General features: G+C 63.1%; 21 protein-coding genes. 9 read left to right on the top strand and 12 right to left on the bottom strand.

Annotated features, from left to right (window positions below):
* The first annotated feature begins 2 nt into the window (after nucleotides 1-2).
* Complete coding sequence (locus tag H3H37_RS15865; protein WP_182164205.1) at nucleotides 3-1,451, top strand: coniferyl aldehyde dehydrogenase; 1,449 nt, start codon at nucleotides 3-5, stop codon at nucleotides 1,449-1,451.
* Here H3H37_RS15865 and H3H37_RS15870 read toward each other — a convergent pair.
* The gene (locus H3H37_RS15870) at nucleotides 1,441-2,100 is read right to left on the bottom strand and encodes a TetR/AcrR family transcriptional regulator (RefSeq protein WP_182164207.1); all 660 of its coding nucleotides are present in this window, start codon (nucleotides 2,098-2,100) and stop codon (nucleotides 1,441-1,443) included. The genes H3H37_RS15865 and H3H37_RS15870 overlap by 11 nt on opposite strands.
* A 202-nt stretch (nucleotides 2,101-2,302) precedes the next feature.
* Here H3H37_RS15870 and H3H37_RS15875 point away from each other — a divergent pair, with 202 nt between their 5' ends.
* Complete coding sequence (locus H3H37_RS15875) at nucleotides 2,303-3,466, top strand: acyl-CoA dehydrogenase family protein (protein ID WP_182164209.1); 1,164 nt, start codon at nucleotides 2,303-2,305, stop codon at nucleotides 3,464-3,466.
* A gap of 124 nt (nucleotides 3,467-3,590) precedes the next feature.
* Nucleotides 3,591-4,052, top strand: a complete 462-nt coding sequence (locus H3H37_RS15880) for a hemerythrin domain-containing protein (RefSeq protein ID WP_182164211.1) — start codon at nucleotides 3,591-3,593, stop codon at nucleotides 4,050-4,052.
* Nucleotides 4,053-4,056: 4 nt separating this feature from the next.
* On the opposite strand, the gene H3H37_RS15885 is transcribed toward H3H37_RS15880, so the two are convergent.
* Nucleotides 4,057-4,737, bottom strand: a complete 681-nt coding sequence (locus H3H37_RS15885) for a Crp/Fnr family transcriptional regulator (protein ID WP_182164213.1) — start codon at nucleotides 4,735-4,737, stop codon at nucleotides 4,057-4,059.
* 208 nt (nucleotides 4,738-4,945) lie between these two features.
* Here H3H37_RS15885 and H3H37_RS15890 point away from each other — a divergent pair, with 208 nt between their 5' ends.
* Together H3H37_RS15890 and H3H37_RS15895 are read left to right on the top strand one after the other, a co-directional pair.
* Nucleotides 4,946-5,293 (top strand): GFA family protein, encoded by a 348-nt coding sequence (locus H3H37_RS15890; RefSeq protein ID WP_182164215.1) that lies wholly within the window; start codon nucleotides 4,946-4,948, stop codon nucleotides 5,291-5,293.
* 25 nt (nucleotides 5,294-5,318) lie between these two features.
* Nucleotides 5,319-5,777: a VOC family protein gene (locus H3H37_RS15895; RefSeq protein WP_182164217.1), complete on the top strand. Its 459-nt coding sequence runs from the start codon at nucleotides 5,319-5,321 to the stop codon at nucleotides 5,775-5,777.
* Here H3H37_RS15895 and H3H37_RS15900 read toward each other — a convergent pair.
* The 3 genes from H3H37_RS15900 to H3H37_RS15910 are packed head-to-tail and all read right to left on the bottom strand — an operon-like array spanning nucleotide 5,758 to nucleotide 9,056.
* Nucleotides 5,758-7,257, bottom strand: coding sequence for a serine/threonine-protein kinase (locus H3H37_RS15900; protein WP_182164219.1), 1,500 nt, complete (start codon nucleotides 7,255-7,257; stop codon nucleotides 5,758-5,760). The genes H3H37_RS15895 and H3H37_RS15900 overlap by 20 nt on opposite strands.
* 15 nt (nucleotides 7,258-7,272) lie before the next feature.
* Nucleotides 7,273-8,151 (bottom strand): c-type heme family protein, encoded by an 879-nt coding sequence (locus tag H3H37_RS15905; protein ID WP_182164221.1) that lies wholly within the window; start codon nucleotides 8,149-8,151, stop codon nucleotides 7,273-7,275.
* A gap of 41 nt (nucleotides 8,152-8,192) precedes the next feature.
* Entirely contained in the window at nucleotides 8,193-9,056 is an 864-nt protein-coding gene (locus H3H37_RS15910) for a FecR family protein (protein WP_182164223.1), read from the bottom strand.
* A gap of 180 nt (nucleotides 9,057-9,236) precedes the next feature.
* On the opposite strand from H3H37_RS15910, the gene H3H37_RS15915 reads away from it, so the two are divergent.
* Together H3H37_RS15915 and H3H37_RS15925 are read left to right on the top strand one after the other, a co-directional pair.
* Nucleotides 9,237-9,692, top strand: a complete 456-nt coding sequence (locus H3H37_RS15915; RefSeq protein ID WP_182164225.1) for a hypothetical protein — start codon at nucleotides 9,237-9,239, stop codon at nucleotides 9,690-9,692.
* 50 nt (nucleotides 9,693-9,742) lie between these two features.
* Nucleotides 9,743-10,810, top strand: a complete 1,068-nt coding sequence (locus H3H37_RS15925; protein ID WP_229218869.1) for a DUF2145 domain-containing protein — start codon at nucleotides 9,743-9,745, stop codon at nucleotides 10,808-10,810.
* A gap of 184 nt (nucleotides 10,811-10,994) precedes the next feature.
* Here H3H37_RS15925 and H3H37_RS15930 read toward each other — a convergent pair whose 3' ends face one another.
* The gene (locus H3H37_RS15930) at nucleotides 10,995-11,912 is read right to left on the bottom strand and encodes a LysR substrate-binding domain-containing protein (RefSeq protein WP_182164227.1); all 918 of its coding nucleotides are present in this window, start codon (nucleotides 11,910-11,912) and stop codon (nucleotides 10,995-10,997) included.
* 181 nt (nucleotides 11,913-12,093) lie between these two features.
* Between H3H37_RS15930 and H3H37_RS15935 the strand changes: the two genes are divergently transcribed.
* Together H3H37_RS15935 and H3H37_RS15940 are read left to right on the top strand one after the other, a co-directional pair.
* Nucleotides 12,094-13,272, top strand: coding sequence for an acyl-CoA dehydrogenase (locus tag H3H37_RS15935; RefSeq protein ID WP_182164229.1), 1,179 nt, complete (start codon nucleotides 12,094-12,096; stop codon nucleotides 13,270-13,272).
* Between the two features lie 4 nt (nucleotides 13,273-13,276).
* The gene (locus H3H37_RS15940) at nucleotides 13,277-14,518 is read left to right on the top strand and encodes a CaiB/BaiF CoA transferase family protein (RefSeq protein WP_182164231.1); all 1,242 of its coding nucleotides are present in this window, start codon (nucleotides 13,277-13,279) and stop codon (nucleotides 14,516-14,518) included.
* Between the two features lie 512 nt (nucleotides 14,519-15,030).
* Here H3H37_RS15940 and H3H37_RS15945 read toward each other — a convergent pair.
* The 6 genes from H3H37_RS15945 to H3H37_RS15970 form a co-directional block, all read right to left on the bottom strand.
* Nucleotides 15,031-15,543, bottom strand: coding sequence for a hypothetical protein (locus tag H3H37_RS15945; RefSeq protein WP_182164233.1), 513 nt, complete (start codon nucleotides 15,541-15,543; stop codon nucleotides 15,031-15,033).
* 59 nt (nucleotides 15,544-15,602) lie between these two features.
* Nucleotides 15,603-16,145 (bottom strand): hypothetical protein, encoded by a 543-nt coding sequence (locus H3H37_RS15950; protein WP_182164235.1) that lies wholly within the window; start codon nucleotides 16,143-16,145, stop codon nucleotides 15,603-15,605.
* A gap of 172 nt (nucleotides 16,146-16,317) precedes the next feature.
* Complete coding sequence (locus H3H37_RS15955) at nucleotides 16,318-16,647, bottom strand: metal-binding protein (protein ID WP_182164237.1); 330 nt, start codon at nucleotides 16,645-16,647, stop codon at nucleotides 16,318-16,320.
* 252 nt (nucleotides 16,648-16,899) lie between these two features.
* Nucleotides 16,900-17,478 (bottom strand): hypothetical protein, encoded by a 579-nt coding sequence (locus H3H37_RS15960; protein ID WP_220456464.1) that lies wholly within the window; start codon nucleotides 17,476-17,478, stop codon nucleotides 16,900-16,902.
* A gap of 79 nt (nucleotides 17,479-17,557) precedes the next feature.
* Nucleotides 17,558-17,875 (bottom strand): SMI1/KNR4 family protein, encoded by a 318-nt coding sequence (locus tag H3H37_RS15965; RefSeq protein WP_182164239.1) that lies wholly within the window; start codon nucleotides 17,873-17,875, stop codon nucleotides 17,558-17,560.
* Nucleotides 17,876-17,926: 51 nt separating this feature from the next.
* Nucleotides 17,927-18,676, bottom strand: a complete 750-nt coding sequence (locus tag H3H37_RS15970) for a hypothetical protein (protein ID WP_182164241.1) — start codon at nucleotides 18,674-18,676, stop codon at nucleotides 17,927-17,929.
* Between the last annotated feature and the right edge of the window lie 57 nt (nucleotides 18,677-18,733).

Below are 18,733 nucleotides of genomic sequence, written 5' to 3' on the forward strand. Positions count from 1 at the left end.
CAATGAACGCACCTACCTCCCACCTGGACCAGGTCCAGATCCCGGCCCATTTCCAGTCCTGCTTCGAGCGCCAGCGCGCGGCCTACCTGGCCCACCCCGAGCCGACCTACGCCGAGCGCAAGCGCGACCTGCAGCAACTGGCACGCATGCTCAAGGAAAACCGCGAAGACCTGATCGCCGCCATCAACCGCGACTACGGCAACCGCTCCGAATTCGAAACCCTGTTCGCGGAATTTTTCGTCGTCCTCGAAACGATCAAGGATTCCATCAAGGACCTGAAAAGCTGGATGCGTCCCCAGCGCCGCAAGATCGACATGATGGTGCACCCGCTGGCCACCAACCGCGTGATCCCGCAGCCGCTGGGCGTGGTCGGCGTGATCGTGCCGTGGAACTTCCCGCTCAACCTGACCTTCTGCCCGCTGGCCTCGATTTTCGCGGCTGGCAACCGCGCCATGGTCAAGATGTCGGAGAACTCGCAGCACCTGGCCGAACTGCTGATGCGCATCAGCCCCAACTACTTCGCCGAAGATAAGCTCAAGTTCTTCGAGGACGGCAACGGCCTCGGCCCGGCCTTCTCGTCGATTCCGTTCGACCACCTGCTGTTCACCGGTTCGGGCGCCACCGGCCGCGCCGTGATGGCCAACGCGGCCCGCAACCTTACGCCCGTCACGCTGGAACTGGGCGGCAAATCGCCCGCCATCGTGGGACCGGACTACTCGGTCAAGACGGCGGCCGAGCGCATCCTGTGGGTCAAGCTGTTCAACGCGGGCCAGATCTGCACCACCATCGACTACGTCTTCATCCCCGAGGCGGCGGTGGACGAATTCGTCGGCCACTGCAAGCGCCTGTTCGCCGAGCGCTATCCGGACATCAACGGCCCCGACTTCACCTCCATCATCGACCAGCGCTCCTATGAGCGCCTGACACACACGCTGGAGGACGCGCGCGCCAAGGGCGCCCGCCTGGTGAACCTGGCCGGCGACCAGCAGCCCAATCCCGCGCTGCGCAAGTTCGCGCCGCACATCGTGCTCAATCCCACCCCGGAGATGCTGCTGTCGCAGCGCGAGATCTTCGGCCCCATCCTGCCGGTGCGCACCTACCGCGACGCGCGCGAGGTGGCCGATTACATCAACCGCCGCGACCGGCCGCTGGCCATCTACCCGTACACCAACGACAAGGCGCTGGCGCAGTTCTACATCACGCACGTGATGTCGGGCGGCGTGTCGGTCAACGAGGCGCTGCTGCACGTGGCCCAGCACGACCTGCCGTTCGGCGGCGTGGGCCCCAGCGGCATGGGCCACTACCACTCGCGCGAAGGCTTCAACACCTTCTCCAAGCTGCGGCCCGTGTTCTACCAGGGGCCGGTGTCGGCGATCCAGATGCTGTTCCAGCCGCCCTACACGGGGCGCGCCATGAAGCTCTTGAACCTGCTGATCAAGCTCAAGACCTGATCACGGCCTTGCCGCCCGGCTCCCACGCGGGCCGGGCGATCGCGCTCCACACCACGTGCGTGAGCAGCTCGGCCAGTTGCTGGCGGCGTTCCGGCGTGTCCTCGTCGCGCAGCATCTGGGCGCAGCTGCGCTCCGTGGCCCAGCTCAGGATGTCGGCCACCTCGGGCCGCACGTCAGGATGGGCGCCGCCGGCCGCTTCCAGCTTGACGATGATGCGGCGGAAGTCGTGCACCACCTCGTCCACGAAGCTGCGGTAGATCTCGGCCACGCCCGGATCGTAGGCCGACAGTTCCACCGTGGCCCGCATGGCCGCGCGGTGGCGGTACTGGATGTCGACCGCATCCTCCATGAACGACAGGAACTCGGCGCGGCCGAACTGGTCCAGGTTGGCCAGCTTGGCCTTGGCCGCGTGGCGCACCTCGCGCCCCACCTGGGCCATCAGGTGGCGCACGATCTCGCCCTTGTTGCGAAAGTGCAGATAGAAGGTGGCGCGCGCGATGCCGGCTTCCTTGGCCAGTTGTTCGATCGACAGCGTGGTGAAGCTTTCGCCCTTGTTCAGCAGGCGCTCGCAGGCGCTGATCACGCTGGCGATGGTGGCGGAAGGCTTGTCGGCGCCATCGTTGCGCGGACGGAGGGTGACGGATCGCATCAGGTTGTTCTTTCTTCGATTGCAGGCAGGCCGCCCGCCATGGGGCGGCCAGGACAGGCGCCATTGTAGCGCCCCGGCCCCGCGCATCGTGCCCGCGCGTGGCCATGCGCCCATTACGCCACAGTATTGGACATCATGTCTAGACCTGACCACCATCTTCCGTTAGCATGGCAAATTGTCAACAACAGCACAAGGAAGCACCATGCATGGCTTTACCCCCGCCGACATCGCCGCGATCGAAGACGCCGCGCGCCGCTTCGCCGCCAGCGAAGTGCGGCCCTACCTGGAAGATTGGGAGGAAGCCGGCGAGTTCCCGCGCGCCCTGTACGGCAAGCTGGCCGAACTTGGCTGGCTGGGCATGGGCTATCCCGAGGAACTGGGCGGCACGCCGGCCCCGTGGGCGCTGCGCATCGCGCTGTCGGCCACGCTGGCGCGCCACACGGGCAGCGGCGGCGTGATGGCCGGCGCCTTCAGCCACAGCATCGGCCTGCCGCCCATCCTGCACCACGGCAGCACCGAACTGCGCCAGCGCGTGATTCCCGACGTGCTGGCCGGCCGCAAGATCGCCGCGCTGGCCATCACGGAACCGGGCGGCGGTTCGGACGTGGCCGCGCTGCGCACGACGGCCCGGCGCGACGGCGACAGCTATGTGATCGACGGCGAGAAGGTGTTCATCACCTCCGGCATGCGGGCCGACTGGATCACAGTGGCCGTGCGCACGGGCGTCGAAGATGGCGGCGCGGGCGCGGGTGCGGGTTCCCTCTCGCTGCTGGCCGTGCCGGGCGATGCGCCCGGCCTGTCGCGCGCGCGCCTGAAGAAAATGGGCTGGCTGTGCTCGGACACGGCCCACCTGCGCTTTGACGGCGTGCGCGTGCCGGCCGCCAACCTGATCGGCGAAGAAGGCAAAGGGCTCAAGATCATCATGGCCAACTTCAACGGCGAGCGCATGGCGCTGGCCGCCATGGCGCTGGGCATGGCCGAATGCTGCTACGACGAGGCGCTGGCCTGGGCCCGCGAGCGCACCACCTTCGGCACCACGCTGATCCAGCATCAGGTGGTGCGCCACAAGCTGGTGGACATGAAGATGCGCATCGAGTCCACGCGCGCCTGGCTGCACGCCGTGGCCGAGCGGGCCGACCGCCAGCAAACGGGCCCGGACTGGGTGGCCGATGTGTGCATGCTGAAGAACCACGCCACGCAGACCATGCAGTTCTGCGCCGACCAGGCCGTGCAGACCCTGGGCGGCATGGGCTTCATGCGCGGCATGGCGAGCGAGCGCATCTACCGCGAAGTGAAGGTGTGCATGATAGGCGGCGGCGCCGAGGAGATCATGAAGGAACTGGCGGCGCGCCAGCTCGGCATCTGACCGGGCACGCGTCACGTCGCATCCTATGCACATCCATTTATAATTTCTTTATCACAAGTCAAGGTCAGGGCGAATCAAGAAGGTGGATAATTTTCCTTGTACCGACGACAGGAGAAATGCACACATGCACAAGGTCAGCAACTACCTCGCGCACGATCACGACCGTTGCGACGGGCTGTACGCGGATGCCGTCGCCCTCGTCGCGGCCCATGACTGGGAGCAGGCAGCCGTCTCCTTCCTCGCCTTCGCGGAAGCGATGCGGCGCCACGTGGAAATGGAGGAACGGGTGATCTACCCCGCTTTCGAGGAACTGCTGGCCAACACGGCCGCGCCCACCCAGGCGCTGCACGCCGAGCACCAGCTGCTGTGCGAGATCATGTACCGCATGAGCATGGCCATCAAGCGCCGCGACGTGATCGAATTTTCCGACCACGCCGACACCTTCCGCCTCACCACCGAACAGCACAACCTGAAGGAGGAAGGCATCCTGTTCCCCATGTTCGACAAGCTGCTGCGGCCCCGCTACGATGAACTGGTGCGCGCGATGGACGGGCTGAGCGCCGACCACCGCCGCCACAACGACTGAAAGCTCAGGCCAGCATCGCCTCGATGCGGCCCCAGTCGCGCACCGTGATGCGGCGCTTGTTGACTTCGATCAGGCCATCCAGGGTCAGGTCGCGGAACACGCGCGACAGCGTCTCCGGCGTCAGGCTCAGACGGGCGGCGATGGCGCCCTTGTTGGCCACCAATGCGATCTCCGCGTTGGGCACGCGCTCCTCCACTTGCCGCATCAGGTAGTCGGCCACGCGCTGGTGCGCGCTGAGCGCGGTGCTGCCGATGTCGCGCACCAGGCTGCAGAACTGGCGGCCCAGACAGGTCATCACCTCGCGCGCGAAGGCGGGATTCTCGTCCGCGATGGCAAAGATGACTTCACGGTCCGTATGCAGCAGCATGGTGTCGGCCGTGGTCTTGACGCAGGTCTGGTGCGCTTGCCCCATCACCATCTCGCCCAGGCCAAAGCAGGTGCTGCCGCCCAGGATGGCCAGGTTGCGCACCACGCCCTGCTTGCTGTGGATGCCGATATGGACCTGGCCATACACCACCCAATACGTGCCCAGCGGCGCGTCGCCCTGCTGGACCACGGCCGTGTTGGCCACCGCCCGCACCACGTTCGTGTGCTGGGCGACCCGCTCGACCTGCTGCGGCGTCAGCATTCGGTACAGCGACGCGTTGGCAATAATACTTTTCACTTTCGCGCCATCGTCACGCATGATGCTCGCCTTCTTTGCCTAAGATCAAAGCGCTTATAGTAACGATGTGTTAGCGGAAATTTCTTGATGTGAATCAAACAGATGCCAATTGCGCGCCGGGAAGTGAAAGACCCTACTGGCAGTAGTTTTTTGCCGCGCGCGCCGGTGCTGGCGGACCGTGAAAAATTATGCAAGAATTAGCGATACAACAACTTCTCGGAGCGAAGCGATGAAATATCAAGGCAGCTGCCATTGCGGCAGGGTGGCATTCGACGTCGAAGGTGAGATCAAGGGGGCGCTGGCCTGCAACTGCTCGATCTGCCAGCGCAAAGGTTCGCTGCTGTGGTTCGTGCCCAAGGCGGAACTGCACCTGCGCACGCCCGACGAAGCGGCCAGCACCTACACCTTCAACAAGCACGTGATCAAGCACCGCTTCTGCCCCGTGTGCGGCATCCACCCGTACGGCGAAGGCGTGGACCCGCAAGGCAACGAGGTGGCCGCCATCAACATCCGCTGCCTGGAAGGGATAGACCTGGACACCATCCCCGTCCAGCACTACAACGGCCGCGATATCTGAACACGCAACCGGGACGGAGCCTGGCGTGATCTCGCATACCTACCTCGGCGTCACGGATTTCCCGCGCGCCCTGCACTTCTATGGCGCCGTCATGGAGGCGCTCGGCCTGCAACTGAAATTTGCCGATGCGGCGCGGCCGTGGGCGGGTTGGATGCAGCCTGGCCAGGCGCGCCCGCTGTTCCTGATCGGCGCGCCATTCAACGGCGAACAGGCCACCAGCGGCAACGGCCAGATGGTGGCCCTCCTGGCGCCGTCGCGCGAGGCGGTCCGGCGCGCGCACGCCAGCGCCCTCGCGCATGGCGGCGTGTGCGAAGGCGCGCCGGGCCTGCGGCCGCACTACCATCCGCACTACTACGGCGCCTATTTCCGCGACCCGGACGGCAACAAGCTGGCCGTCGTCTGCCATGACGCCGTCGACGAAGCCGTTGACAATGCCGTTGACCATGCCCACGGCGAGGCCGCGCTCACGCCCCCACCTCCCTGAGGAATTTGGCGCGCTCCTGTTCATTGGGCAGTTGTTCGGCCAGCAGCCGGTGGAATTCCACCGGGTCCCCCGTGACCTTGGCGAAGCGCTTGACCAGCACCTTGGCGATCGGCCCCACATAGGGCAACAGCTTCTGCTGGGCGTGCTCCATCACCTCCGCGCTCAGTTGCAGCGCCGTGCCGCCGCTGGCCACCTGGCTCAATTGCGACGGCGGCTGGGTCACGCCGCTGCGGGCCAGCGAAGTGGTGCCGGCCGTGCCCAGCCCCATCTTGCGCTTGATGGTTTGCACGGTGGCCAGGAAAGCGTCGCGTCCCGGCTCGGTCGTGATGTGGGCCAGCAGCCGGCGGCACAGGACATCGAGGTCGGCCGCGTCCTGCGCCTCCTTCTTGAGCAGCAGCTTGGCCATCGGCCCGATCTGCAGCGACAGCGCCAGTTGCAGCTCCGGCGCCACCTCCACCAGCCATTGCGGCGCGGACGCCGACAGCGATGCCGTATGCCCCATGCTGGCGCCAGCATTGACCCCACCGGCCCCGCTGCCCCCGGCCGCGCTGTGGTGATGGCCCCCGGTGCCCGTGTGCGGCGGCGGCGTTGGGCGCGGCGCCGGGCGGCTGAAGGCCAGCACGGTGCGCTCGTTGTCCTCCTCGCCCGGCGGCACGCCGCCCGATTGCTGCAATTGCGCGTCCGTCAGCGCGGCGAGGAAGGCGCGCGCCGTCTGGAAGCGGTCCTCGACCCGCTTGGCCAGTGCCCGCGCCAGCACCGCGTCGAACGCGGGATGCAGGCCGGGGTGCCGTTCGCTGGGCGGCGCCGGCATGGTGTTGAGGATTTGGTGCATGACGACCGAGGCGGCGCCGGTGAAGGGCCGCGCGCCGGTCAGCATCTGGTACAGCAGGATGCCGGCGCCGAAGATGTCGGAGCGGCCATCGACGCGCTCGCCGCGGAACTGCTCGGGCGACATGTAGCTGGGCGTGCCAATCACATCGCCCACCTGGGTCAGCGTGGACGATTCGATCTTGGCCACGCCAAAATCGGTGATCTTGACCTGGGCGGTGGGCGTGATGAGCAGATTGGCCGGCTTGATGTCGCGGTGGACCACGCCGCGCGCGTGCGCGTAGTCGAGCGCGGCCAGCAGCTGCGACATGCAGGCCACGCTCGCGCTCAGGTCCATCGGCACATCGGGCGTGAGGAAGTCGTTGAGCGGGCGGCCATCGACGTACTCCATGGCGATGTAGGTGACGCCATCGGCCTCGCCGTAATCGTAGACGGCCACGATGTTCGGATGCACCAGCCGGCCCGAGGCCTGCGCCTCGTTGCGGAAGCGGGCCACCAGCTCGGCGCCCGAATGGCCGTCGAGCAGTTCGGTGCGGATGGTCTTGAGCGCCACCACGCGCGCGATGTTGTCATCGTAAGCCCGGTACACGACGCCCATGGCGCCGCTCCCGAGCTTGCCGTCGATGCGGTACTTGCCTATCTTCTCTGTCATCTGATTCCTGGTTGCTTATTCATCGAGCATCTTCAGGGCGCTGGCCAGGCTGGTGCGCATGCGCGTGAACGACTGCGCCAGCGCGCTCAGCTCATCGCCGCCCTTGACCTCGAATTCCTCGGCCTCGAACTTGCCCATGCTGACCTGGTCGGCCACCTGGGCCATGTGGGTGATGCGGCGCGTCACCAGCAGGTGCACCATCACATTCAGCGCGATCAGCACGGCCACGAACACGCCCAAGAGCGACAGCATGAAGGTGCGGAAGATGGCGTTGGCGCGCTGCAGCGGCACGGCCATCGGCACCGAGATCACCTGCGCGCCGACGATCTCATTGAGCTGCCACGCGAAGCCGTTGTTGGGACCATAGATGTCGACCATGGTCTTGGGCGCGTTGGCGGCCGTGCTGTGGCAGCTCAGGCAGGCGCCGTCCTTGATCTGCAGCGGCCGGGCGATGTACAGGCTGCGGCCGGTGGCCGTCTCGCGCTCGCCCGAATACTCCGTCATCTCCGGCGACTTGCGCAGCTTCTGCACGATGTCGACCTCCCAGTCGGTGGCCTTGTCGCGCAGGTTGGTCGGGTTCAGCGTCGCCTCCTTGTACGAGAAATCGGGATAGGCCTTGAGGATCACGTTCATGTTCTCGACCGCCGAATACGACGGCACCGACTGCGGATGGAACTCGTACTTCATCTGGTTGGCCAGCAGCGGCTGGATCTGCTTGGCCGTGTAGCCGCGCACGCTCTTGGCCGCCTCCAGCAGCAAGCGGGCGTTTTGCAAGGTCTCCTCGCGCGCGCTCTGCTTGAGCAGGCTGTCGGCGATGAAGCCGGCGGCCACGAAGCCGACTGCGAATATGGTCACGAACACCAGATTGAACTTGCTTGCGATGGACAACTTCATGTGGACTCCTGCGAGGTTGGATGAAGATTGCGGCGCCGGCGTTACGGCGTGGACGGATGTTTGACGACCGGATGCAGCACGGCCTGCCATTCGCTGCCATGGCCCAGCGCCTGGTCCAGCTGCTGGCGGAAACGGGGGTCTTGCAGGCGCGCGCGGAAGCGGGCCACGAAGTGCCTGCGCACGGCCAGGTTGCAGCGCAGCCAGCCTTCGACGTCGGCAAAATCGGCGGCGCGCTGGCGCTGGGCGGCCACTTTGACCGGCTTGGCCGGCTGCGGCGCCGGCGCCAGCCGGTCGCGGAATGGCGGCGGCATATCGCGCAGGAACTGCGGATCGGCGCGCGGCAGCATCAGCAACGGTTTGCCGGCGTCGGCCTGCACATAGCTTTCGGATGCGACCTTTTGCATGGGGCCGGCCTTGCCCGGCCCGGTGACAGGGGCCGCCAGCTGCTCGCCCGCGTCGGCGAACAGCGCATCGCGGCCCGGCCGGCTGAACACGACGGCAGCGCCGCCGCCCACGCTGGCCTGCAAGGCTTCGCCGGCGATCAGGGCGCGGCCGGCGCCGGTCTGCACCTTGATCCAGCCCTGCAGCAGCGCCAGCTCGGCACTGCCTTTGGGCCCGGCGCCCAGCGCCCCCAGATAGAGCCGGGTTTGTGGACCGATGGCCACGATGGTGCCGCTGTCGAGTTCAATCTGCGCGCCGCCGGCGCCCGTTTCAACGATGTCGTCCTGCTCCAGCGGCGTGCCGCTGGCGGCCTGGTACACATCGGCCGCGCGGATCACGCGCAGCGGCTGTTCGGCCAGCGCGAGGCGGGCCGACGGCGCGGCCCAGGCCGCACCGCTGCTCAGCAGCATGGCCAGCGCGGCCAGCGCAGGCACAAGGGAGTAAATGGATGAGTGCTTCGCCATGACGTGGTCGGGGTCCGGTGCCGTTATCTCGCCATGAGAATAACATGGGATTTTGACATCGCCGTCCAATTTTTTTCCAGCCGCCCGCAAAACGGTAAACCAAGCGCACGCGGCGGCGTTTATGATGTCGGGTGGCGCTCGCCGCTGCTTGCGCTTTGTTCAATCATCAAGGATATTGTTGTGCAAATTTCTACCTCTGTTCGTCTCGCAGCGCTGGCAGGCGCGCTGGCGCTGGGCCTGAACGCCCAAGCGGAAAGCTTCGCCTCGTCGGCCTCCAGCGCCGGTTCCGCTTCCAGCGGCAGCATCTCGACTTCGCTGGGCGACTCCAGCAACAGCTCCTCGGGCGGCAACAAGGTGGCCGACGGCGCCTACCGCATCATTGACATCGCCGCCACGCCGCAGCGCGAGGGCATGGCCCGCGTCACCATGCAGGGCGACTTGCCGGCCCAGCGCGTGGTGCTGGACCTGCCGCGCAAGACGTTCGAACAGCAGCACCTGGACAAGGGCGACTTCATCTACGCACAGAACCGCGCCTATGGCATCGCCTTCGCCCGCAACGACACGCGCGAAGCGTTCTACCTGGTGCTAGGCGACGACTGGTACGGCGAACTGGCCGCTCGCCCCGTCGGCATCTGATCTTGCGCCGCGCCTTCACGCGGCGGTTGGTTGGCGCAGTACTGGCCTGCATGTGCGCCTGCGCGGGCACGGGCCCGGCGCACGCTGCCGGCTTTTCCGGCGTCTCGCGCTTTTGCGACAGCACGCATGAACTTAACGCGACCGAACAGGACCACCTGCTGCGCTTCGCCGCCGTGGTGCGCGAAGAATTGAACGCCAGCGCTGGTAGCGTGGCACTGGTCAGCCGCTCCGGGCTGGACTTGTCGCGCTTTGGCATCCGCTATTCCCATGCGGCGCTGGCGTGGCGGGCCGCGCCAGTCGTGGCTGCGCCAGCCATGACCACGGATGGCGCGACCGGTGGCACCGTCAATGGCGGCGCTGCCGCTGGTGTCTTCCATGGTGCGGTCGCAGGTGCCGTCGATGGCGCGGTCGCCAGTGCCATCAATGGCGCGCCCACTGGCACCGTCAATGGCGAGCCCGATCGCGACACGTGGCAGGACACGGGCGCCTGGTCCGCCCGCCAACTGTACTACGCCTGCGACGAGAGCCGGCCCCGCATCTACGACCAGGGCCTGGCCGGCTTCGCCATGGGCACGGACGATCCGGCGCTCGGCTACATTTCGCTGCTGCGCCTGCCCGCCACCGCCACCGCGCCGCTGCGGACGGCCCTGCTCGACAACCCGCGTGCCCTGCACTTGCTAGCCGAACATTACAGCGCCAACGCCTATGCTTACGGTCTGGCTTACCAGAACTGCAACCAGTGGCTGGCCGAGATGCTGGCCGTGGCCTGGGCCGAGATGCCGGACGCGGACGACCTGCGCGCCCGCGCCCAGGACTGGCTGCACGCGCAAGGCTACGCGCCCGCGCCGGTGGACGTGGGCTCGCGCCTGCTGATGCTGGCGCCGTGGTTCATCCCCTTGCTCCACCTGGACGACCATCCTGACCCGGACCGCGAGGCCATGCGGCTGCAAGTGAGCCTGCCCGCCTCGCTCGAAACGTTCATGCGCCAGCGCCTGCCCGACAGCGAGCGGGTGGAAATCTGCCACGATGACAAGCAGGTGGTGGTCCACCATGGCTGGACCGCCGTGGCCGAAGGCTGCGTGCCCGGCCCCGACGACCGGGTGGTACCGTTCAACTAAAACCGTCGTAGCGCCCCCGGAGCAACAACTTCCCGCGCAGACCGTCGTTCCCGCGCAGGCGGGAACCCATACAGACCCTCTGAATACGCGGCCTATGGATTCCCGCCTGCGCGGGAATGACGAAATTGAGGTTTCGGGTAGCCCTAAAGGCAACGCACCGTTCGCCCCGGCCGGCCCGCCGTCACTACCCCGCCGCCGTCGCGCCCTGCCCCACTTGATCCAGCAGCCAGCGCCGGAACTGCTCGACGGGCGGCTTCTCATGCGCGTTGTCCGGCGTGATCAGGTAATAGGCCCGCGCCCCGCCCAGCGGCCGGTCGCACACCAGTTGCAGCTCGCCCCGTTCCAATTCCGATTCGACGAACATGGCCGGCAGCAGCGCCACGCCCAGCCCGTGCGTGGCCGCCGTGGCCAGCATCGAAAACAGTTCATAGCGCGGCCCCTGCATGGCCTGCTCCGCACCCACGTCCATCGCCTCAAACCACTGGCGCCAAGCCTCGGGACGGGTGCTTTGCTGGAGCAGCGGCAGCGTGGCGACATCACGCGGCGTCCAGCGCTTGCGGGCGGCCAGCAGGCGCGGGCTGGCCACCGGCACCACCGTCTCGTGCATCAGCAAAACGGCCCGCGTGCCGGGCCAGTTGGCGATCTGCTCGGGACTGCCCGCGTACAGCGCCGCGTCATATTCGGCCTCGGTGAACATGAAGGGCCGGGTCTCGGCGTCGATGTGGACCGTGATGTCGGGATGCACGCGCTGCATATCCTGCAAACGCGGCAGCAGCCAGCGGGTGGCAAAGGTGGGCACGGACGCCAGCCGCACCACGCCGCCGCTGCCCTGGCGGGCCATGGTGTCCAGCGTATCGCGTTCCAGCCCGGCCAGCCGCAGCGCGACCTGTTGCGCATAGGCCGCGCCGGCCGGCGTCAGCGCCACCCCGTGGCGCGTGCGCTGGAACAGCCGCACGCCGAGAAAACTCTCCAGACCGGCCACCTGGCGCGACACGGCGCCCTGCGTGAGCGACAATTCGCGCGCTGCGTGGGTGTAGCTTTCGTGCCGCGCGGCGGCCTCGAAACAGGTCAGCGATTGCAGCATGGGGATTTTTCTTGTCATGTCTGGCCAGTGTCATTGCAGGGTTTTAAGGGTATCAGCATCGCAAGTATGCCTCAAGATATGAGCGCCATGCATATCTGAGTGCGAATAAATCGTTTGCGCCCCCGCCCCGCCGCCTCTAAGATGATGCCATCCAATTCCATGCCGGCCACCGCGCCGGCCTACCCACCAGGAGACACACATGAGCAAAGCCGCATTTCACTGGGATGACCCGTTCCTGCTGGACGAACAGCTGACGGCCGACGAACGCGCCGTGCGCGACGCCGCCCGCGACTACAGCCAGGGCAAACTGGCGCCGCGCGTGCTGGAAGCGTTCCGCCACGAGAAGACCGATCCCGCCATCTTCCGCGAGATGGGCGAACTGGGCCTGCTGGGCGTGACCATCCCGGAACAGTACGGCGGCGCCGGCATGAACTACGTGTGCTACGGCCTGGTCGCGCGCGAAGTGGAGCGCGTTGACTCCGGCTACCGTTCGATGATGAGCGTGCAGTCGTCGCTGGTGATGGTGCCCATCTACGAATTCGGCTCGGAAGCGACCAAACAAAAGTACCTGCCCAAGCTGGCCACCGGCGAATGGATAGGCTGCTTCGGCCTGACGGAACCAAACCACGGCTCCGACCCCGGCAGCATGATCACCCGCGCCCGCAAGGTGGCCGGCGGCTACGAGCTGACCGGCTCCAAGATGTGGATCACCAACAGCCCGATCGCCGACGTGTTCGTCGTATGGGCCAAGGACGATGAAGGCGCGATCCGCGGCTTCGTGCTGGAGAAAGGCTGGAAGGGCCTGAGCGCCCCGGCCATCCACGGCAAGATGGGCCTGCGCGCCAGCATCACGGGCGAGATCGTGATGGACGGCGTGTTCTGCCCCGAGGAGAACGCCTTCCCCGACGTGCGCGGTCTGAAAGGCCCGTTCACCTGCCTGAATAGCGCCCGCTACGGCATCGCCTGGGGCGCACTGGGCGCCGCCGAGGACTGCTACACGCGCGCCCGCCAGTACACGCTGGACCGCAAGCAGTTCGGCCGTCCGCTGGCCGCCAACCAGCTGGTGCAGAAGAAGCTGGCCGACATGCTGACCGAGATCACGCTGGGCCTGCAATCGTGCCTGCGCCTGGGCCGCATGAAGGATGAAGGCACGGCCGCCGTGGAACTGACCTCCATCATGAAGCGCAACAGCTGCGGCAAATCGCTCGACATCGCCCGCATGGCGCGTGACATGATGGGCGGGAACGGCATCAGCGACGAATTCGGCGTGGTGCGCCACCTGGTCAACCTGGAGGTGGTCAACACCTACGAGGGCACCCACGACGTGCACGCGCTGATCCTCGGCCGCGCCATCACCGGTCTGGCCGCCTTCTCCTAAGCCCATGGAGGCGACCGCACAACGGGCCGCGCCGCTGCGCGGCATCAAGGTACTGGACCTGTCGCGGGTGCTGGCCGGCCCGCTGGCCGGGCAGGTGCTGGGCGACCTGGGCGCCGACGTGGTCAAGGTCGAGCGCCCCGGCCAGGGTGACGACACGCGTTCGTGGGGTCCGCCCTACCTGAACAACGCCAGCGGCGAGCACCGCGACGCGGCCGCCTACTTCCTGTGCGCCAACCGCAACAAGCGCTCCGTCACCATCGACATGGCGCAGCCGGAAGGCCAGGCGCTGATCCGCCAGCTTGCGCTGGAAGCGGACGTAGTGCTGGAGAACTTCAAGCTCGGCGGCCTGGCCCGCTACGGGCTGGATGCCCCCAGCCTGCTGGCGCTCAATCCGCGCCTCGTGTACTGCTCGATCACCGGTTTCGGGCAGGACGGCCCGTACGCGGCGCGCGCCGGCTATGACTTCCTGATCCAGGGCATGGGCGGTTTGATGAGCGTGACGGGTGCCGCCGAGGGCGAGCCGGGCGCCGGTCCGCAGAAAGTGGGCGTGGCGCTGACGGACGTGATGACGGGGCTGTACGCAACCATCGCCATCCAGGCCGCGCTGGCCGAGCGCGCCCGTTCCGGTTTGGGCCAGCATGTGGATCTGGCGCTGCTGGACGTGCAGATCGCCGGGCTGGCCAACCAGGCGTCGAACTACCTGGCCGGCGGCGTGCTGCCGGGGCGCATGGGCAACAGCCATCCCAACATCGTGCCCTACCAGGACTTCCCCACGGCTGACGGCGACATGATCCTCGCCATCGGCAACGACGGCCAGTTCGCCAAGTTCTGCGCCGTGGCCGGCCATCCGGAATGGTCTGCCGACGAACGTTTCGCCACCAATCCGCAGCGCGTGGCCAACCGCGTGGTGCTGATACGGCAGCTGCGGCAGGTGACCATCACGCGCGATACGGCCGACTGGATCGCGGCGCTGGAAGCGGCCGGCGTGCCGTGCGGCCCAATCAACCGCATCGACCAGGTGTTCGCCGACCCGCACGTGCGCGCGCGCGGCCTGCGCATCGAAGTCGAGCATCCAACGCTGGGCGCCGTGCCGCTGGTGGCCAACCCGATGCGGCTGGCCGCGTCGCCCGTCGACTACCGGCTGGCGCCGCCCACGCTGGGCCAGCACACGGATGAAGTGCTGCGCGAATGGCTACGGCTGGACGAGGCCCAACTGGCCGGCCTGCGCCAGCGCGCGATTCTGTAACTGCGTCGTTTTCCCTCAACACGCCGCCGGCCACCATGTCGGCGGCCCCTCGCCCTACCCGGTCTTTTCCGCCGACAACAAGCCGCATAGCCAAACAGCGCGAACATTGCCGTCGCGCCGCCACTCGTTCGCCAAGTCGCAACCATCATTCCAGCAGGAAACCGCCTCTATGGAGAGATGGGTGTGAGCTTCCGGGGCATTCTAACTACGCTATTCATTTGCCTATCTCGTTTTATCTCTTTTTGTCTCGTTTGAACTCGCCACAAGTTTCCTTGTCCAAAGAGAGGAAACGAGACAAAACGAAAGAGAACGAGAGGGGTAAATGAATAGCGAAGTTAAACCGGGCCAAACGGCCGTACCATCGGCCGCCTACGCGGAGCTTTGCGACTATTTGCGCAGCTCTGGCAGCACCACCACGGAAGCAATTGTCCGCGCGCTAGAGCATTGCATGGACGCCTATTCGGGCGGCGGCTTCCGCCCCAAAGCGGACAATGGAATTGCAGTCAGGGAATTCAATATTTCGGCTCAGCCGCCGCGTCAGTTAGAGTCCCTTGTTGAGCTGTTGCCGCGACCATCGCATGGTCAAGTGCCTCTAATTCGGCATATTTTTCTCGAAGAAGTTGCTCGATTAGCGCCGATACTTCTTCTGGTAGCGGCAACTGCTCAGGCATGTTTGAAACAACCGTCATGATCGGACTCCCTCCAGATTCCGAGACATAGAGTTGTGCCTCCTTGACACTGATGTCCGAGTGCGCAAGCACTTTGTCTCTTAACTTGATGATTTTGCGATGCAGTTCCAACTGTTCCTTCGAAAGGGATGGTTCTTGCCAAATGTATTTTCTGGAATGGATGCCTTCTGATGGCTTGAACGACTTTGCATATTCAATCAGCGCAAGCTCATATGCGGCGGTGATCAGGGGCTCTGCAGCGGCGTTCTTCCGAATAAGTTGCGTGAGCATCCATGCCCGATTCAGGTTCTCCATGCACCCGACGAAGTGCACATAGGCTTCCTCTTGTTTGGTCATAGTCTGGCGCCTCGTTGATCGGCTAATGGGTCAATGTAATCTACACAAATCTTTTCTTTTTAGTGTCCACGTACTCTTTTTGTCGCGCACCTTGCCCATCTTGGAGTTTTTGATTGAAGGACTGCGTCCTCATTCTCTTCAGGAGCGATCGGATCGAGTTCAAACCGGCGCAGAAGCTTTTCATCTTCTATGCGGCGCATGTCAAAGGCGATCGGGGTCGTGCCATGTGGGAAACTATACTTGTACACGACAGAACTCCCGTCTTCTGTAAAGCACCATCCAAAAACCATGCCGAACTTACCTTCAAAGCGATGGACATGATTAAAACGATCCAAAATTACAAGATACAATGGCTGGGGATACGAAGCCCCGCGATCTGGAAACAGAGCGAGCCAGCCGACATAAGAGGAATCGCTTGCGATGGCCGGATTGTCGAAGAACTCCTGATCATCAAACTTTGGCGCAATAAGCTGGCTGCCGTCATGACGTTGCAAACTTAACGTAGCTCCGTTACTGAGCAGTTCCGCCTTCACAAATGGAGACGAACTGGCAAACGCTTGGTGTGAGAGCGCGAGGGCGACAGCCAGTGCAAGGTGTTTCATGACGCCTCATTTCCTATAAGTGGCAAAACACTCGACAGGTTTAACAAAACGAACAAACCATGCAATATCTCAAGCGGCCAATATAAGCTGAATCTATAGCACAGCTGCCTTACGGGCATGGCGCGCTTTGGAAGGCCTGCATGACCGACAGCTTTTGGCCGGTTTCGGCTGTTCAAGCTCTTGCCCCGGTTTCATAAAAATGATCGACACAATATGCTCTGCCTTTAAGTGCAAAGTGCTTACAGCCCTTCGCCAGGCAAGGTGACGTATCGGCCCCTCCATGATTTTCAACCATGCGCTTCTTTATCAAGGACACCATATCAGTTAATTTCCAGCCCTCGGGTGTGCTCAATTTTGAAGCATAAAGTGTTTGATATTTGTCCCATGCATCGACGCGCCAAAGCTGACCACATTCGGGGCATTGCAAAAGTTTGATCCAGTCGCCAGTATCCACGCAGCGCATTCCCGCAACAAACTCCGTGTAGTTCTGTCCAATCTCCACAAAGGCGGCTTTCCGGTCACAACTACATTGCATCGCTTCACTCCGAAACTTGAATTGACTGTCTAAATTTGACCGGCTGCTGATGGCCGACAGGAGAAGCTAATCTTTTCTTCGAACCTGCGTCGAAATCGCCACATTGTATTTTCCTGGCAAACTATAAGAGCTAAAAACCCAATCCGCAAATGGTCCTGTCGGCAATATCAGGTGGCAAACCCTTCTCCTGTCGGCCGAAATAGACACGCGCTGAAGCACTCAGTTCAAAAAGCCAACCCACTCTGCCTCCTTCGAGAAAAGGCAAAACCCCTTCGCTGTGTTGCTAACCAAATACCCGACCCACTCGCCATCGGTCGTAAATAAGTTGTACCCTGTCCCACCGTCTGAAGTGAGATAACCCTTCCACTCGCCGCCGCTGCCAAAGATCACAAAAAAACCCTGCTCTGCTCGGACGGCTATACCGGTGAGGTTGCCTTCAATGTCGAACATATAAAGCCCCGACCAGCGCGACTTGGTAGGATCAAGAGAAGTGTTGTAGTTCGGATTCAACGACGAGTTATAGCTAGGATTGATCGCGGAGTTGTACTTTGGGTTGATCGATGAGTTGTAGCTTGGGTTTATGGACGAGTTATAACTTGGATTGATAGAGGAGTTGTATTTTGGATTGATCGAAGAGTTGTATTTCGGATTGATCGAAGAGTTGTACTTTGGGTTGATTGACGAATTATATGCAGGGTTTCGGTCGTTCGGGATCGTAAGGGCAAAACATGTCGTGACCCAGCATGAAAGCGCGTACAGGCCTACGCACTTTAAGATTCGAGCAAAACTTTTCGTCATTAGATGCTCCTAACTCAAATTTATCTTTGAAATATATTTCCATAACGTCATGTGATACGGCAGCGTCTGTTGTTGGCCGTCAACGCACGAATCGTTCTGCCAATGATTGAAAATTTTCGGCCACTAAAATTGCGCAGTCGGAGGCCATGCCAATCATCGGCAGCATATACACTGCGCCAGAAGCATCAAATGCCAACACTTCCCCACCACCATTGCCCGCAAATACAATAAAACCCGGCGCGTGCGTCTCCACATCGATGTCTCGATTATGCCTAGGAATTTCTTCTAACGTCCAAAGCGCAATATAGCCTGGCACGTCTTCGTCAGTGGTATATCCCTCAAAAGCACCGTTGGTGTTGAGATATTCGACATACTGGCTAGGTATCTCTGGAAGCAAGAAATTCTCCTATGAATTTTTGGCCGTCTGCTCCTGGCCGATTCCAGCAAATCAGTGAGCTGGCTCTGTAAGCGATAGCCCAGCAAGATACCTGTCCATCTCCCTCCGAACAAAGTCCTGTTGGTCTGCGGCAGGTATCGACTCAGGAATATTCACAATATATGAAACCTCCACAAGTTCATTACCCCGCACAAAAAATCGGCTAATACCGGTAGTTTTTATACCCATTTCGGGCGTGACGAATTGGTATTTCGATGTCGGAAAGCAAAGGGTGCCGACTCTGTTTGGTGTGATATATTCAACGCCACGCCCCAGCCGGCTATCATCAAATTCACGTCGGTGGATAAGTTGATATGAAGATTGTGCAAGACCCCGCTGGAGTGTATCAACGGCAGCGAATGCTCCATCGACGTTCGTGATAGCGGGTGGCAATACGGTCACGACCACTGCACCGAATGGTGCCTTAAGGTCCTGATCTGAAATCAGGATATAGTTGTCGATGACCCTGCGTGAAGTGTCGCCAAGAACGACTTTCAGCACAAACTTGTCGACCTTTGGCACGTATGGAATTTTGTACCGGATGCCGAACTGCTTGAACTCGATCGCGCCTTCGTTTTTAATCTTGCCTGCGTCAGAAGATGGCTGCAGAGATTCGGCAGTAAGTCCCATACAGACCTGCGTTGCCGTCCAGACCGCACTTATCGGTTGTGGTATCGGCAAATTGTCTTGTTCACCCGCGTTGGCGTTCAGAACGCGGCAGGCTGCAAGCAATATCAACGAGGAAAATGCAAAGCGATTCAATCTATATCCTTTAATAAGTCGGCCGTCCGGTTTTGGCCGTTTTTGGTCCAAACAAAA

Origin of the sequence: Rugamonas brunnea, from assembly GCF_014042345.1 — a bacterium.
In the GTDB taxonomy this organism is placed as follows: domain Bacteria; phylum Pseudomonadota; class Gammaproteobacteria; order Burkholderiales; family Burkholderiaceae_D; genus Rugamonas; species Rugamonas brunnea.